Genomic DNA, 15,105 nt, shown 5'->3' on the forward strand with positions numbered 1-15,105 from the left:
ACGATGCAAACCAAAGACGCAACAGAGATTTTAAAAAGACTTGGCTGGGAGCCTCATCGCGATAAAATGGGTGATATGTTTGCTTATTATCACCTCCCCGATCGCATAGTGCGTATTCACTACGGCGTCATAGATTATGGACAAGATAGTGGTAGGTTGTGGGTTTCTGTCAGTCTTACCACTGCCGCCTATTGTCTTGGCTGTGAATATGCTAACGGTAAAGAATCGCAACTTCAATATAAGGATATGCTGATTTCTTCAGAAGAGAATTTTGGAGTTACAGCGCTGGAGTTTTTTGAAAACCACGTTAAGGTAGCTTTAAATAAAGTGTTAGTTTGGGCGCAAGCACAAAATATTGAGCAAAATTTACGTGAAGAATCTGCTAATCATTCTCTCGTTGCAAAGGCTCTACTCGGCGAGATCGAAGCTTTAGGAAATTACAAACCTACACCTCAATTATACGTGCCAGAGTTTTCTGATTATGAAAAGATAACACAGGTTGAGCGCGTTATCTTTTTTGCTGAGGCTTATAAAAATAATGAATTGGATGACATTTTAGCACGCAAAAAACCGAAACAGCGCTCGATAAGCCTTACTGCAGCAAGTCGTATTCTCAAAACGCAAGGGTGGGTTTCTACGGAACTTGGAAAGATGTGGCTCTCTTTGCCAGATCGTTTTATTCAGTTTGATTTTGGTTTTGTACGCCTCCATGACAATTACAATGTCCGTCTTGAAGCTGAGATCTCTAACGAAGAGATTTCTATAGCTTGTCGTTATATTCACGATAGTAGAAAATGTAGGCAGATATCAGCTACAAATATTTATCAGTCTTTTAATACGATTGGAGGAGGGATTTTTAGTGGTATTGATAAAGGGATTGATATTCGTGTAGAGACATTAAATGAGCAGGAGCTTATCAAAATTTCTGAGCGGGTGATACAATGGGCGCGTGCTCAGGATTTAGAAGCAGCGATAGAAAGCAAAGCGCTTGTTCAAAAATATAGCTCTTGTCCCGATATCCCATGGCATTTGGCTTGTTTAGCATTAACAGGTCAAATTGATGTCCTGAAATCCTATCAAAATGCCGTAAAAGCAGGTACGATTTCTGAATATTTAGATGACGATGATGTGGAAAAATATGTTAATCACGCCGTTCATTTTGCTGAAGAACATTTAACCGTTTTAAAGGAGCGAGAGGCGGCGGATGCACGCATTGATGTACAATCTTTGGCTCTCCTTAATACAGTTTCTGAAATATTAAAAATGATGAACTGGACAGTCTATCGCGACAAAAATTATAATCGTAATGCCTATTTTATAAGCAAAGACCGTATTATCAACATAATGTATAACCTTCAAAGTGATGAAGAAGAGCCGATTGTTGTATTTAAGGCTTCCCTTTCAACACTTAGTTTTTCTACGGCTCATAGGGATGTTTTTCCCGAGAAGCCTCAATATATAGCTCTCAAAGAGGTAGAAGAATTTTATACAGTTTCTAGTACTGAATTGGATGAAGGCAAGCTAAAGGAGATTTGTACAGATATACTTGAGTGGGCTGATCGGCAAAATGTCAATCAAATCATCTATAATTATGCCGCTTTGCCAACAAACAGTGAATTTTGCCTTGCAGAATTTCACCTTATTGCACTTATTTTGACTGGCAATGTCAAAAAACTTAAGTTTTATAAGGAGAGTTTTCAAAGAAAGAACCGTCTAGGCTTTGTAGATACTATCACAAAATATGATATTGACAACGCGCTTACTCTTGCACGGGGTTATCGAGCAGGTTTTCCGAAAAATGCACCGATTTTGAGCTTGGATCCGCAAACAGCATCTGTTGCTTCTAAAACAACTTCTGTTGAAGTGGCAGGGGAAGTGGATGAAGCAGATGATAATGATGACTGTCTCACCATGGAAAGTGCTGATCCTTTAAGCCTTTCAAAAGATAGTTTGTAACTCATAAGAAATGCTATCAAGACTATTATGGTTATGAGTTTTGAGGATTTTGATGGTTCCTTTTCCCCTCTTATATATTTTTTTCAATCAAAAATAAAATAATACATATAAGAAGCACCCCCAAAGCCCCCAAAACTAATGATGGGGAGTGCTTTGAAGGTTCACTGTTATATTGTTTAATGTTTTATAAGATTTCCAAATTGCCTCAGTGTGATGTCTTATGACTTTTCACTAAGGGATGATTCATAACGTATGATAGGTCGACCGCCTTGGGAGCTATTGTCTCCAGAGATTTCATAAATATAGTTACAACGGCATAAAAGCTCTAAAGTTTGCTTAACGGCTCCATTGTCTGTTAAACATTTCCAATCACGTTTATAAACATTCCTTGCTGTAAAAACATCGGGCAAATGATCACAAGGTTCGACAATTAATGTTGTATGCTCTGCTGTTAATGTATCCTCCGACGCATAAAGACGTTTGGCATGACTTAACAGATAGTTTGACCAACGCAACGCTGTTGTGATAGCATAGAGTCCGATTTCAAAACGAGCACTGTCAAGAAGTTCGAAAATCAAGGTAAGGCTTGCTATGGTTTTAGGCATTTTCAAAAGATGCGATTGTAAGCTTTCTAGGTGACTACCTCCTTTTGCTCTCTATGAATATGCTCCAATCATTCATAAAATTTTTCTTGTGCTTTTGGTATAAAAACGCATGATCAGCGGATGTTCGGGAGAACCCAGTCGTTTATCACGAAAAGAACGAACACCCCTTCATATTTTTGCTAGCCCTCTTGATTGGGAGCTCTATCAACCAATTACCAATCTTTTGTATCATCGAGACAGACCAGCATTTGAAAGCGTTGCAATAAACCGTCATCGTTTATTCTACGGTGTGTTGCTTGAATGAGTGGAATAATTCGTGAGGGTTGAATGCCTCCAATCATAGATAAAGTGACATGAAGGATAAAAATGGTTCCACGCTCGATACGGTCATAGGTAAATTGATCATCTTCATTAAAAGCCGTTAGATGAAAAGCACGGTCTGTTGATATTTCTTACGTTCCAGATTGGCTAAAAAACCAGACAATTCATCACGCACCATTAAGAAACCACGGGGGTTTTCTTTTAACAATTCCCCAAGCTTTTCGACGGTCACATCATTGACAATAAGACGTCGTTTGACAAGAGTATCATCATTATTTTTACGAGTAGAAACTAAGCGGTGTGCAAAGTGATTATGCCAATCATATTTGCAATATTATAAAAATAGTAATCTATCATTACTTACTGATACGGAGCGCAGTATTGTAGAAAATAATTTGCTTTAATTACCAAATAAATAAAAATACAGTTGATTAAGGAAATTTTTGCTTTGTATGAAGCACACGTAAAATACGCACAACGCCATTTGAAATATCATAAATCATGATATAATTTGGATGTACAATAAGTTCACGTGTATTTACAATTCATCCTAAACGACCAAGAGTAGGAAGTTTAATAAGTTTTTCTACTTTTTCAGATAAAAGTTGATCAAACTTTAAGGCAGCAGAAGGATTATCTTGTGATATATATTCACGTATCTTTTTGCGGTCAACGTGTGCTACTTGTGTCCAAATTAGCTTCATAAAGTTGATCTATCGAGTTTACTTTGTGTTTTTAAGCGCCATTCCTTTGCTTCTGCTTCGATTTCTTCAGAAGATATTATATCACCTGCATTAGCAGAATTTATCCCTAATTGAACTTGTTCCCGAAACCATAAATCGTGTGCACTTTTTTCTTTTTGTTCTTTTACGATATCGCGCATATAATCCCGCAATAATTGTGCAGCAGATCTATCACACGCCTTTGCTGCTTTGGAAAATTCATTTTTTAATACATCATCGACGCGAAAGGTAAATGTTGTCTCAGCCATTTTACGACCACTTAATGTGTTACAATATAATTCTAATGTAATACATTTTTACTATTTCTTCAATAGCTACTGTTAGAATAGATATTTTATATCTATTTTGCATTTTCATAGGGTTGAAAGGGACGCCCATAAATTAACGGGCTCTGATAACAACCTAGACAGCAGAGCCAGACCGGTTTCAATGCCCTCACAAATGACCAGATGTTTGGGATTGTCTTGGCTTAAATGCACAGCACCGCCCATGACAGACCCCAACATGGCTTTTGCTGGTTTTTGATCTGTTTTGCAGCCATTGGCTTGTAAAAAGGTTCTATGAATGGCAAAGGAGCCAGCACCCTTAACAAGAGCAACCAACGCGGGCAGTGTAATCCCTAAAGGGTGTGGACATTTGTCGTAAAAGCGTAAATCAGTAGGCAAATCACATGTAATACCCCGCATACGTAAATAGGTTTCTGCTAAAGTATTTTTGATTGGTTGGCATTGTTGCCAAATTGCTTTTACTCTCTCTGCTTTCTGTTTTGCTCGTTTGAGATCAGCACAAAACTGTTTGGAGAAAGAAAGCGTCTGATCATAAGCTTGTTTTCCAAGCAAGCCAATTCTAATGAGCGCTTGTATGATCTCTCTAAAAGAGCAGCCAGCATAACAATAGAGTAAAAGCCGCCCATCATGTCCATTGGCAAGGAATAAGCTAGGCAGCCTATCATCATGAGCAGGGCAACGGGCTATCCCATAATATCCATGCCAACCCCCATGCAAGGCACGTGTGATACCCTGCGCATTCTTAAAAGAACACATCATTTTAAATCCTATAACGTTGCGTCACAGCACTGATTCTGCTACCTCTAGGGTGATGAGTTTGAGAAAGCCTTGTTCGTTCTTACGTGACAAGGTTTTCTTTTTATGCCACATCACTATGACGTTGCTGTTTTGCTTGCTCGATGACATTAAGAAGATCTGATTGTAACCAACGCGATAAAAAACCAAATTTTAAAGGTTTTGGGAGAGAGCCATTGGTGACATGACGCCGGAATGTTGAGACACTCATATGAAGCAATTTTGTCCTTTCACGGTCTGTCAAAAGAATATCATTTTCTGTCATAATAATTTCCTTTCAATAGTAAAAATTGGAAACAAATCATGATGATTTATTAACCATATTTTGGTTCATTTTTGAAGGTATTTTATTTATAGAAAACAATATTTTATCATACAATTTCTGATGTGATACGTGATGAATCTTATTGAGAAAGAATGAGAGAGAAGAGAGCTAAAGTTATCCACAGATAATGGGGTTATGCACCCCATATCTTAAGATTGACTCGTGACATAAGCCGCCCATTTATCCATATAGATGCGACGCTGTTCTAGATAGTCAGTACGACGATAGGAGCGCTCTACTTTACCACCTACCGTATGACTTAGAATGGTTTCAGCGACCTCATAGGGGGCATCGGTTGTTTCAGCAAGCCAATTGCGTAAACTAGAGCGAAAACCATGGGGGCAGGCATCAATCTTATTCTCTCTCATATACTTTGCCATACAACTATCAGCAAGGGGACCGCGACCGGTAGCAGAAAAAAAGAAATCATTGCGAGAGAACAAGCGCGCTTGTTTTAAGATTTCTAATGCCTCTGATGATAAGGGCACACGAAATTCTGTTGTAGCATCACGCAAACCTTTCATATTTTCAGCAGGGATTGTCCAGATATCATCTTCAATCTGATCTTTACGAATATGACGCAAAGGATTTGTACGAGTACCTGTCAGAATAAGCAAACGCAAAGCCAATTGTGTTAGGGTTGATGCTTCGCAAAGTGTTTTATAAAAAGCCGGCACATCTTTCCAATCCATGGCTGGTAAGCTTTGTTTTTTATGACGTTGTTTGCCTAAGAGCGCGCGTGCTTTTTCTACTGCTTGTAAATCAACATCTAACCCTAATGCAGCCGCATGTTTGAGACAAAGATTGAGACGAATGAGAGCTCTACGCGCTGTAACAGCTTTTGTATGCCAGATAGGGGCAAGGGTATCGCGTATCTCTGTTTGGGTAATCTTTGAAACGGGCAGACAGCCTAATTTGGAGAGAATATGGAGGCGTAAATGTAAAAACCAATTACAAACCTCACCATCATTTTTTAATTCAGCTTTACGGTTTTCAAAAGCATCTAGAGCAATGCCATTTAAATAATGGAGATTGCTTATTGCTTTACACTTTTGTTTCTCACGTTCTTTATAATGGGATCACGCTCCTCACGTTAAATAGAGCGCCATCCAGTTGCCAATTCACGGGCTTGTTTTAAAGAAACATCTCGCAATGCACCCAAGCCCATTTCGCGGCGCCGACCATGAATGGTATAACGATAAAGCTATTGAGCACCACCATCTTTACGTTTGTGAAGAAGCAAGCCGGCATCATCGTTATATTTGCTAGCTCCCAATGTTGCGACAGCCCTTGGCACGTAAGACGGTTCATAAGAACCATTTTTACTCCTTTCTTTTATAGTTTTTACCCACACATCAACCCCGCTTGTGATGTGCAAGCAAGTGGTTTTGATTGATTCAAGATAAACAGATTTGAAATGAGATAATCTTGCGTTATTCGAGGGCTAATTCAAGATGAATAACGCTATATTATCATTATAAATCAATATCTTGTATCTTTAATAAGAAATAAAAGTTTGTATTTTGGCGTCGAGTAGAATCTTTTTTAAAGGTAATTTCACCGCAAGTAGTATTTCACGAAATTACAATTAAAACAGAGAAATAATTGAAAATTTTTTCTTCTGAGAACCTGATTTACGCAACAACTATTCTTTATTTCAGCCCCAAAAAACCTTTTTAAAATTACTTGATAAAGCAGAGCATTGCATATTTCTTATTGCCATTGAAGTGAAATAGCCATTGAAATCAGGAATAATACTTTTTGAATGAACTTAATAATTAAAATGGAAATTAGCTGAGCACAAGAGTTTTTCGATTTATACCGGTATAGGCCAATTTGTTTTCCAAACTGAATATTGCGTAATACAGTTAAATTGACTTTACAACTATAAAGTTGTGAATTTCAATGTCTTGAATATAAATAAGGTACATAATAACAATATGAGGAGGATATTATGTCATATAAAAAACCGCAGGTGATTGGCACTGTGAACAGTGCAACTTTAACTTGTTATAAACCATTGGTGCGAGATAGAAAAAAATAAAAAAGCAGGATAAGGGCGCAGCAGCGCCCTTATCCATTGTATTATTAAGAAACAATTTAGGAGGGGAAATGTTTCGTATTAATCTCGACGAGAATAGCATAACTAGATTAAATGATTTTCAGACTATTGTGCTTAATGATTCCGCTATAATTTTAATTGATTCAGTTTTTTTACAGAATCAGAAAATTGAAACTGTTGCGGCAAAGCTTAATGTAGAGACAGAGATTTTAGCATCAGATTTTTCAATCTTGTTAAGAGAACTAGAAAAGAATGGTTTTCTTTTAAAGAAGGAAAACTTGATTAGTGCGTCAGATTCGATTTTTGATCTTAAAAAATTATGGGTACCTGTAACACCTATTATACATATTATCCAGAATTGCAATAGCCCTTGTATCATGTGCGATTGCTGGAAGATTAAGGAAAAAAATTGGCATACTCCAGAAAGTTTAATACCCTTATTTAGAATGTTGAAAGAAAAAGGAGCTGCCTCAGTGATGCTTTCTGGGGGAGAACCTTTAATGCATCCGAAGCTTAAAGATATTTTATTAACGTTGAATGAACTAGGTCTGCCTGTTGAATTAAATACTAATGGCATCTTATTGCATAAAAATTTATGGATTTCACAGTATGACATAAAAGAAATTGTTATTTCTATGGATTCGACTAGTGTCCAAGGATATTATGATATACGGGGGGCGAATAAATTTGATCGAGTGTGGAAAAACATTGAAACAGTTAAGAATCTTCAACCTCTGCAAAGTATAGGAATAAGAGCGACAGTTACCAAAGAGATTCTAGAAAATATTATTAATTTTATCGATTTTTGTATAAGCAAAGATGTCGATTATATCGGATTCAGCCCGCTCGATACGTCGTCATTTAGTTTTTCTAGAAAAAATAATACAAAGGATCGATCTAAGGCTTTAAGAAACAAAATTCTTCCGCCAAACGCTTCACTTTTTCATTTGAGAGATGAATTATCAAGGAAAGAATCCCCCCTCCAGATTTATATAGATAAAAAGTTCCAAGAAAGGAAAATCTCATGGACGTCACAAAATTTTGTAAATTGTATTAATTATTACTTAGGCGAAAATTCTACGTACGTTTCGTCGCCGTTAATGTGTTTATTTCCATTTTCATCCTTGGTATTGGACTATAATGGAGATTTAAAAAATTGCTTTTATTCAGAAGCTTTTGGGAATCTACAAAATTATGAGGCAATAGATTGGTCTGCTCAAAGCGTTTTAAAATCTTTGAAAGAATCTGGCACATGTAGCGGATGTCGTGGGAAGGTATTTTGTGGATAAGGTTAAGCAATTTAAGATTTATAGTGTTAGCAAGTCTACTGCTCTAGTGGTTGCTGTTTTACCACTTTTTTTGTCGGAAAAATTGCATTTGTCGCAAGCGGATATTGTTTTAATCGGTAGTTATTTTTTATTGCTTCCTTTGATCTTAGAAGTCCCCTTGGGTTTATTATCAGATGTTTATGGAAGTAAGCGCGTTATTTATACTGGGCTGTTTTTCTTTCTTTGCGGTTTTTTAGCTCTTTTTATGAATTACGCATATTTTGCTTACGCCACTTATTTGTTGTGTATTACATTAGCAGCCGCTTGTTTCTCAGGTGCGGAAGATAGTTTACTCTTTTCTGTAGTACCAAAGCATCGCACACTGTTTTCCGTTAAGTCCGAAGTGGCTGCTGTTACCTATAGTGTGACAACGGTACTTATTTTTTTAGGGGGAATACTTTATTATGTGCATCCTGCATTGCCTGTGATTTTTCAAGTCCTTTCATTAATTTTTGCTATTTTTATGTTTTCAAAACTGACGAAGGGATTAGATAGTTTTCATATCGACGCTCATCCGAATATTTTTACAGTTATGTGCGCCAGCCGTAAAGAAGTCAAAAATCCTTATCGCTTCACTCTTATTTTTTTAAGTGCAGTTTCAGCTTTTGCTATTTTGGTTAATAATCGAACTGTTTCTATCGCATTTTCTGATTTTTTGCCATTTCAACCTGCTATTTTGGTTTCGATTATTTTTATCATTGGGAATTTTTTTTCAGCAAGTTCCAATATATTGTTTCAGAAGTATTTTTCAAAGTTTCAAAATCCTATTTTCCCCGTCTTAATGATTGGTTGTATGGTAACCATTGCTTTTCTTCTCATGTCATTTCAAATCATTGCGGCTCTTATATTAGGATTTTTACTGCTATGTGTTTTTAAATCTGCTTATCGATCTTATCTGTCGTCTCTTCTTATAAATTCACTGATTGATCCCAAAGCTATCGCGACTGTTTTATCATTTACAGCCATTATTACCGCTGTTGTATCCTTTGCATTCAGTTTTTTATACGGTCATGTTTTTTCAACATTCTGGCAAGCTCATTTGTGGTTGGCAGTGATTATGGCTGTGATTTTTGGGGTGTCTGCTTTAATTATTTTTGTCAGAAAACAAGAAATCATTTGGTTACAGCCTGAAAATGCACAATCGTCAAAACAACATTTCTTGAAACGCAAGCATCAAGAGTTTTGCTATGGGCAAATTTATCCGGAAGCATCGTGCATTAATGAAAACATCAAGGATGGCTCTTTTCGACAAAGTCTCTATCCTGCACCAAATTTGATAACACTTTGCGATGAAGTAGTCGAATGGGAGTTTATCCGGGGTACTGTATTGAGCCAAATGGATTTGCTACATCAAAAGGCGATTATTGATCAAATCAATAAGATCTTTCAAGATCGATTAAGCAAGAATATAATCTTATCACATGGAGATTTACATCCTGATAATATCATTGTTACTCCTGATAGTTCTTTTATGGTAGTGGATTGGGATTTATGTCAAGAAGCCAGTCCGGAATTGGATATCTTAACATTTTTCACCAGTCCAAGATTATCTCTCAATTTAGAAGAACGGATAGACTATATTTCTCATTTGCTGTCTATATCAAAGGATGAAGCTTTACCAATGATAAAAGCGTTTGTGGCTAAAAAAATTTCTGATCTTTGTCTATACCAAAATATTTTCATGAAACAATTAGTATTGGATTATATGAACTTGAATAAGAAATTTCATGAGCGATAATATTGTAATTTGTAATGAAAATTGCAGTGCGGGCTGCAATCATTGTCCGTATTCGATGGAATGTATGGTGAGAGATGACGCGTTGCCTGAATCTTTATATACAATAAATGACATAAAATCTGATTTTATTATTCTTAATATCAAAGGGTTGGAGCGGGAGGTGGCAAGCCCAAGCATTAATGGTGTTCGTGATGTGTGGTCACAAACCATTGTCAGTGGTCTCACCCCTGCGCAACTTGCTGATATTTTACAACAGGCAGCACGGGGGCATCCAGAGCAGTTTTTCCAACTTGCTGATGATATGGAAGAGCGTGATTTACATTATCGTGCTGTGCTTGGCATGCGTAAAAATGCTTTGACAGGTGTGGAGCCTGGCGTGATTGCGGCAAGCAACAGTGCACAGGACAAAAAGATAGCTGATGCGGTGCGCGAAATGATTAGTGCGCCCACCTTTGTTGATGATTATGTGGCGGATTTGTTAGATGCTTTGGGTAAAGGCTATGCGGTTGTTGAAACCTTGTGGGACAAGAGTGCCAAAGAATGGTGGCCGGTTGCATGGAGGTGGCGTGACCAGCGGTTTTTTCAATTGGACAGGCGAGATGGCTTTCATTTGCGTTTAAAAGAAGAGGGGTCTCACTATGGTATTGAGTTGCCTGCTTATAAATTTTCTATTCACCGCCCAAAGTTGAAAAGCGGTTTGCCTATCCGCTCTGGGCTTGCCAGACTTGCGGCTTGGGCATTTTTGTTTAAGTCTTATACCTTAAAAGATTGGATGGCTTTCTTAGAAGTTTACGGCATGCCTTTGCGTGTGGGCAAATATGGTGCGAGCTCTTCTCAAGAGGAACGGCGGGTTCTTATTCAAGCGGTGCGTGATTTATCTAGTGATGCGGCAGCGATTATTCCCAAAGAGATGGAGATTGAGTTTATTGAAGCGGCAGGGGGCAGTGGCAATGCGGTTTTTGCTGCAAAGGCTGAATATTTAGATCGGCAGATCTCAAAGGGTGTGTTGGGACAAACGATGACGACGGATGATGGATCGTCCTTTTCGCAAGCGCGCATTCATGAAAATGTGCGTCATGATATTGCCAGAGCTGATGCACGGCAACTGGCGTTGACGGCCAATCGTGATTTGATTGTGCCGTTTGTTGAGATTAATTTTGGGCGCCAAGAGTGCTACCCCCTTGTCTATTGGCCGATTTCGGAAAATGAAGATATTAAAGCGATTAGTGATGCTTTGCAAAAACTTGTGCCCTTGGGATTGCGTGTTGGGGCGCAAGAAGTGCGCAATAAGATTGGCTTTTCGCAACCCAAAAAGGAAGAAGATGTTTTAAAGGCTGCTATCTCTGATTGTGGTGAGAGGGGACAAGGGGATGGTGAGGGTAAACAAAAGGCGAGTTTTTGTGCTGATTGTGGGGGTGCTTTTGATGTTTCTGTGACAAGAGAGAGCAAGGGTGGAAAAGAGCAGGGTGGGAAATATCACGACGAATTGGACCGACTTTCGAGTGAGGCTTTAAGTGACTGGGAAGAGGATTTAGAACCCCTTTTAGAGCCTTTTAAAAAGCTTGTGAGAGAAGCAAAAAGTTATGAGGATATCCTCAAAGGCTTGGATGAATTGCTAGGTGAGATGGATCATCACGCATTAGCAGCGCGCTTGGCAAAAGTACAGATGATTGCACGTGGGCTTGGGTATCATGGATGAGGAACTTTTTAAAACCGCTCCTAAAGAGGTCACCCGTTATTTTGAAACCAAGGCACTTATTCCAAGCTTTGATTGGCGTGATGTGGCACCAGAAGAGCATGCTTTTTCTTTTACGGTGGCAAAATCGGTGGGCTATGACATTTTAGAGGATTTTAAGCGAGCGGTTGGAGAGGCAATCAAGCATAGGCTTCCTTTTCAAGAGTTTCAAAAAAATTTGATGCCGATTTTACAGGAAAAGGGCTGGTGGGGGAAAAAGACCAGCATTGACCCGAAAACGGGTGAAAAGAGTGCGGTGCAATTGGGCAGTCCGCGGCGTTTAGAAACGGTCTATTGGGCTAATACTATGAGTGCGCATGCGGCAGGTGAGTGGGAACGCACACAAAATAATAAAGAATTTTTGCCCTATCTCACCTATGCTTTGTCGAGTTCAGAACATAAGCGTTTAGAGCATGAAAGTTGGGTGGGGTTTACCGCACCCGTTGATGATCCAGTTTGGGATTGGCTTTATCCGCCCAATGGCTGGCGGTGTAAATGCAGTGTGCGGCAGGTAAGCCGTTATGAAGCAGACAATTTAGGCTATGAAGAGGGCGCAGAGCCACCCCATGTGGAGGAGCGGGTTTGGCACAATAAGCGAACGGGGCGGGTTGAGAAGATACCAAAGGGGATTGATCCTGGTTGGCATTTGAACCCTGGGAAACATCGAGCGCAAAATTTAAGCCGATTTTTAAGTGATAAAGTTTCCGTGATGGGGGACAATCGCAAGCGCATTGCCATTGAAGATATTGTAGGTTCGCCGCTTTTGGAAGCGATGTTTGAAGGACGTTGGCCTCGTGGATTTATCCCCATTGCTCCAATGATACAAAAGGTGCGTGATGTTTTTACAACAGAAAGTTCTCTTATTCGCTTATCCTCAGACAGCGTAAAACATATTTTATTAGAGCATCAAGCACGCGCTCTTCATTTGAGTGATTTTCGAGGCGCCATTCAAACACTCATCCGCCCCCATGGCGTTATTAGACGAAAAGATGCACAGAGTGTTGTATTTTTGGGTGAAAGTGGTGGGGCATGGTGGCGCTTTGCAGTCAAATGGGTAGCAAGCAAACAAGAATGGTGGCTTATCTCCATGCATAAAAAGAGCTTTCGCGAAATTCAACGTTTGTTAAACGCGGCTGAAAAAAAGGGCGAGAGGTTGTTGTAAAGAAAACAACAGGAAGAAAGTCTTGTGTTTTTAACGGAAAAGGGGCGAGGAAAATGAGAAGGCGTGGAGGGCGGTCAACTCCTCGCAGATCCGGCAAAACCGTCCTGGCATAACTGGCTCACGCCTCAAAGATAATGTAACAGTTTAAAAGTTTAAAAGCAATCTTTAAAAAAAACGGCTTGAGAGAGGCTTTTTTGTATAAGGCGATAAGAGAACAATGTAGAACTCTGTTGGCTTTGCAGAGAAGGGTCGATACGTGAGAAAATGAGAAGGCGTGGAGGGCGGTCAACTCCTCGCAGATCCGGTAAAACCGTCCTGGTATAACTGGCTCACGCCTTACATTCAATGATATAATGTTTTTAAGCCAAAGAGCAATCTTTAAAAAACGCTCTAGGAGCAGCGTTGTTATGTGGAGTGAAATTGTACCTCTCACTTCACAACGGCGCTCTATCGCCTTTGAAGTGCCTTTGAAAACGATTTTATGGGATGGTTTGGCACGGAGGTTTTTCTCACAGGGAGAATAATAGGGAAAAGAGTGCTTTTTTGAGAAATGCTCTTTTGACTGACAGTGTCAGACTTATAGTGGGAGTAAGTTTCATGCATTGTATTGCCAATGATCGTTATAAAGCAATAGGCAATGTATGGAGCAAGAATTTTACGAAGATCAAAAAGAAGGACATGCTGAGATATGTCATGACGAGACATTTCATGGCAATTTCATAGATCTTTGCCCGGACGTTTTATGTCAAGACGTCACCGTTAGCCAAGCGCCTGAGTGGGTAGAGCTTTTGCCCAAAGCGCCAAATGTGAAGGCGCGTGATGGACGGCAATGGCATTATAACCCGCAAACGATTTTAAAGGCTTTTGCAGCCAATAAAGGACCGCTTGTGATTGATTATGAGCATGGGCAACATCACAGAGCGAGGAACGGCTTGGAAGCGCCTGCCAGCGGTTGGATTGAAGAACTCGCAGAACGGGATGGTGCGATTTGGGGTCGGGTTAAATGGACCGATATGGCAGCTAAAAAGATTGTGGCTCGGGAATATCGCTATCTTTCCCCTGAGTTTCGTCATTCTAAAAATGGTGAGATTTTAAGTTTGGCAGGGGCAGGGCTGGTGAACCGTCCTGCCCTTGTGATGACGGCTTTAAGCCATGAACACCCTTTAACACCCCCTTTGATACCTCTTGTGGTGTCCCCAACAACCTTGACGGAGAAAATGATGGATTTAACAGCCATTGCCAGTGCTTTGGAGCTGGCAGAAGATGCAAAACCTGCAGAAATTTTAGCAAGCATTACAACACGCGAAAAGGAACGCGTGGAATTAAATGCCCAATTAACAAAAGCGCAAGAAGATTTAGCGCTTTTGCAAGAAGAGCAAAAAAAGGCGACTATTGAGAGTCTTTTAGACAAAGCGATTGAAGAGGGTAAGATTTTGCCGGCTGCTCGCGAGGAATATCGTGCGCTCTGTAGCCTTGAAGGGGGGATGGAACATTTTAAAAGTTTGGTCGAGAAGTTGCCGGCGCTTGCCTCAACAAGCCCTTTAGAAGCATGTGCCTTAGCACAAGAACCAAAGCTTGCGCCAGAAGATATTGCGCTTGCGGCACGCCATTATCAGGAAGAGCAGAAGCAAAAAGGCTTCGACATCACCATTAGCCAAGCGGTTGATTATATTTATGAACAAAAGGAACGCCAATCATGAGTACGACGATTTTGATTAAATCTTTTCGCGCTGGAGATGTGATCTCACCTTATTGCATTGTTGCAGCCCGCACTGAGGGAATGGTGGCAACGGCTTCTGGTAAGGGTGATAAATTATTAGGGACTGCAGGGTCTTGTGAAGCCAAGGCTGGTGAGATGATTGATGTTGGCCAATGTGGTTGGGGCGAAGTGATGTGTGGAGGCAATGTTTCCTTTGGTGATTTTTTGACCTCTGACCCAAAGGGGCACGCCATTAAAGCAGAAGCAGCAGATCGCACCATTGGTATTGCCATGAGTGATGGTTCTGCTGGTGATGTTATTTCTTTTAAAATTAATTAATCGAGGTTTA

The 15,105-nt window shown here is 39.7% G+C and carries 11 protein-coding genes and 4 pseudogenes; 8 read left to right on the top strand and 7 right to left on the bottom strand.

The window, feature by feature from the left end; genetic code table 11:
- Positions 1 to 3 precede the first annotated feature (3 nt).
- Positions 4 to 1,932, top strand: a pseudogene (locus QHG57_RS06080) (DUF6990 domain-containing protein); the annotation flags it as partial.
- A 242-nt stretch (positions 1,933 to 2,174) separates the two neighbouring features.
- On the opposite strand, the gene QHG57_RS06085 reads toward QHG57_RS06080, so the two are convergent.
- Complete coding sequence (locus QHG57_RS06085; protein WP_330168925.1) at positions 2,175 to 2,561, bottom strand: hypothetical protein; 387 nt, start codon at positions 2,559 to 2,561, stop codon at positions 2,175 to 2,177.
- A gap of 109 nt (positions 2,562 to 2,670) precedes the next feature.
- Here QHG57_RS06085 and QHG57_RS06090 point away from each other — a divergent pair, with 109 nt between their 5' ends.
- On the top strand, positions 2,671 to 2,865 hold the full coding sequence (locus tag QHG57_RS06090) for a hypothetical protein (protein WP_330168926.1): 195 nt from the start codon (positions 2,671 to 2,673) through the stop codon (positions 2,863 to 2,865).
- Here the strand turns inward: QHG57_RS06090 and QHG57_RS06095 are convergent.
- The 6 genes and pseudogenes from QHG57_RS06095 to QHG57_RS06125 form a co-directional block, all read right to left on the bottom strand.
- Positions 2,774 to 3,114 (bottom strand): annotated as a pseudogene (locus tag QHG57_RS06095) (DUF3987 domain-containing protein). The gene QHG57_RS06090 and the pseudogene QHG57_RS06095 overlap by 92 nt on opposite strands.
- Before the next feature lie 313 nt (positions 3,115 to 3,427).
- Positions 3,428 to 3,586 carry a type II toxin-antitoxin system RelE/ParE family toxin gene (locus QHG57_RS06105; protein ID WP_330168928.1) on the bottom strand — a complete coding sequence of 53 codons (159 nt, stop codon included), beginning with the start codon at positions 3,584 to 3,586 and terminating at the stop codon, positions 3,428 to 3,430.
- Entirely contained in the window at positions 3,583 to 3,873 is a 291-nt protein-coding gene (locus QHG57_RS06110; protein WP_208438788.1) for a CopG family ribbon-helix-helix protein, read from the bottom strand. Before QHG57_RS06110 ends, QHG57_RS06105 begins: the two co-directional genes overlap by 4 nt.
- Before the next feature lie 111 nt (positions 3,874 to 3,984).
- Positions 3,985 to 4,671: pseudogene (locus tag QHG57_RS06115) on the bottom strand (DUF7146 domain-containing protein); the annotation flags it as partial.
- 100 nt (positions 4,672 to 4,771) lie between these two features.
- A complete protein-coding gene (locus QHG57_RS06120; RefSeq protein ID WP_330167690.1) occupies positions 4,772 to 4,972 on the bottom strand; it encodes a helix-turn-helix transcriptional regulator in 201 nt (66 codons plus the stop codon).
- A gap of 209 nt (positions 4,973 to 5,181) precedes the next feature.
- Positions 5,182 to 6,352 (bottom strand): annotated as a pseudogene (locus QHG57_RS06125) (tyrosine-type recombinase/integrase).
- Positions 6,353 to 7,144: 792 nt separating this feature from the next.
- Between QHG57_RS06125 and QHG57_RS06130 the strand changes: the two are divergent.
- The 6 genes from QHG57_RS06130 to QHG57_RS06155 all read left to right on the top strand — a co-directional run bounded on the left by QHG57_RS06130 (position 7,145) and on the right by QHG57_RS06155 (position 15,095).
- Positions 7,145 to 8,383 (top strand): radical SAM protein, encoded by a 1,239-nt coding sequence (locus QHG57_RS06130; protein WP_330168929.1) that lies wholly within the window; start codon positions 7,145 to 7,147, stop codon positions 8,381 to 8,383.
- Positions 8,376 to 10,160 carry an MFS transporter gene (locus tag QHG57_RS06135; RefSeq protein ID WP_330168930.1) on the top strand — a complete coding sequence of 595 codons (1,785 nt, stop codon included), beginning with the start codon at positions 8,376 to 8,378 and terminating at the stop codon, positions 10,158 to 10,160. The genes QHG57_RS06130 and QHG57_RS06135 overlap by 8 nt, the downstream gene beginning before the upstream one ends.
- Positions 10,161 to 10,224: 64 nt before the next feature.
- Positions 10,225 to 11,859 (top strand): DUF935 domain-containing protein, encoded by a 1,635-nt coding sequence (locus QHG57_RS06140; protein ID WP_330168931.1) that lies wholly within the window; start codon positions 10,225 to 10,227, stop codon positions 11,857 to 11,859.
- The gene (locus tag QHG57_RS06145) at positions 11,852 to 13,057 is read left to right on the top strand and encodes a phage head morphogenesis protein (protein WP_330168932.1); all 1,206 of its coding nucleotides are present in this window, start codon (positions 11,852 to 11,854) and stop codon (positions 13,055 to 13,057) included. The genes QHG57_RS06140 and QHG57_RS06145 overlap by 8 nt, the downstream gene beginning before the upstream one ends.
- 641 nt (positions 13,058 to 13,698) lie before the next feature.
- Positions 13,699 to 14,757 carry a phage protease gene (locus QHG57_RS06150; RefSeq protein ID WP_330168933.1) on the top strand — a complete coding sequence of 353 codons (1,059 nt, stop codon included), beginning with the start codon at positions 13,699 to 13,701 and terminating at the stop codon, positions 14,755 to 14,757.
- Positions 14,754 to 15,095 (top strand): hypothetical protein, encoded by a 342-nt coding sequence (locus QHG57_RS06155; protein ID WP_317992594.1) that lies wholly within the window; start codon positions 14,754 to 14,756, stop codon positions 15,093 to 15,095. Before QHG57_RS06150 ends, QHG57_RS06155 begins: the two co-directional genes overlap by 4 nt.
- Positions 15,096 to 15,105 lie beyond the last annotated feature (10 nt).

The sequence above is a fragment of the Bartonella grahamii subsp. shimonis genome (assembly GCF_036327415.1).
Classification (GTDB): domain Bacteria; phylum Pseudomonadota; class Alphaproteobacteria; order Rhizobiales; family Rhizobiaceae; genus Bartonella; species Bartonella shimonis.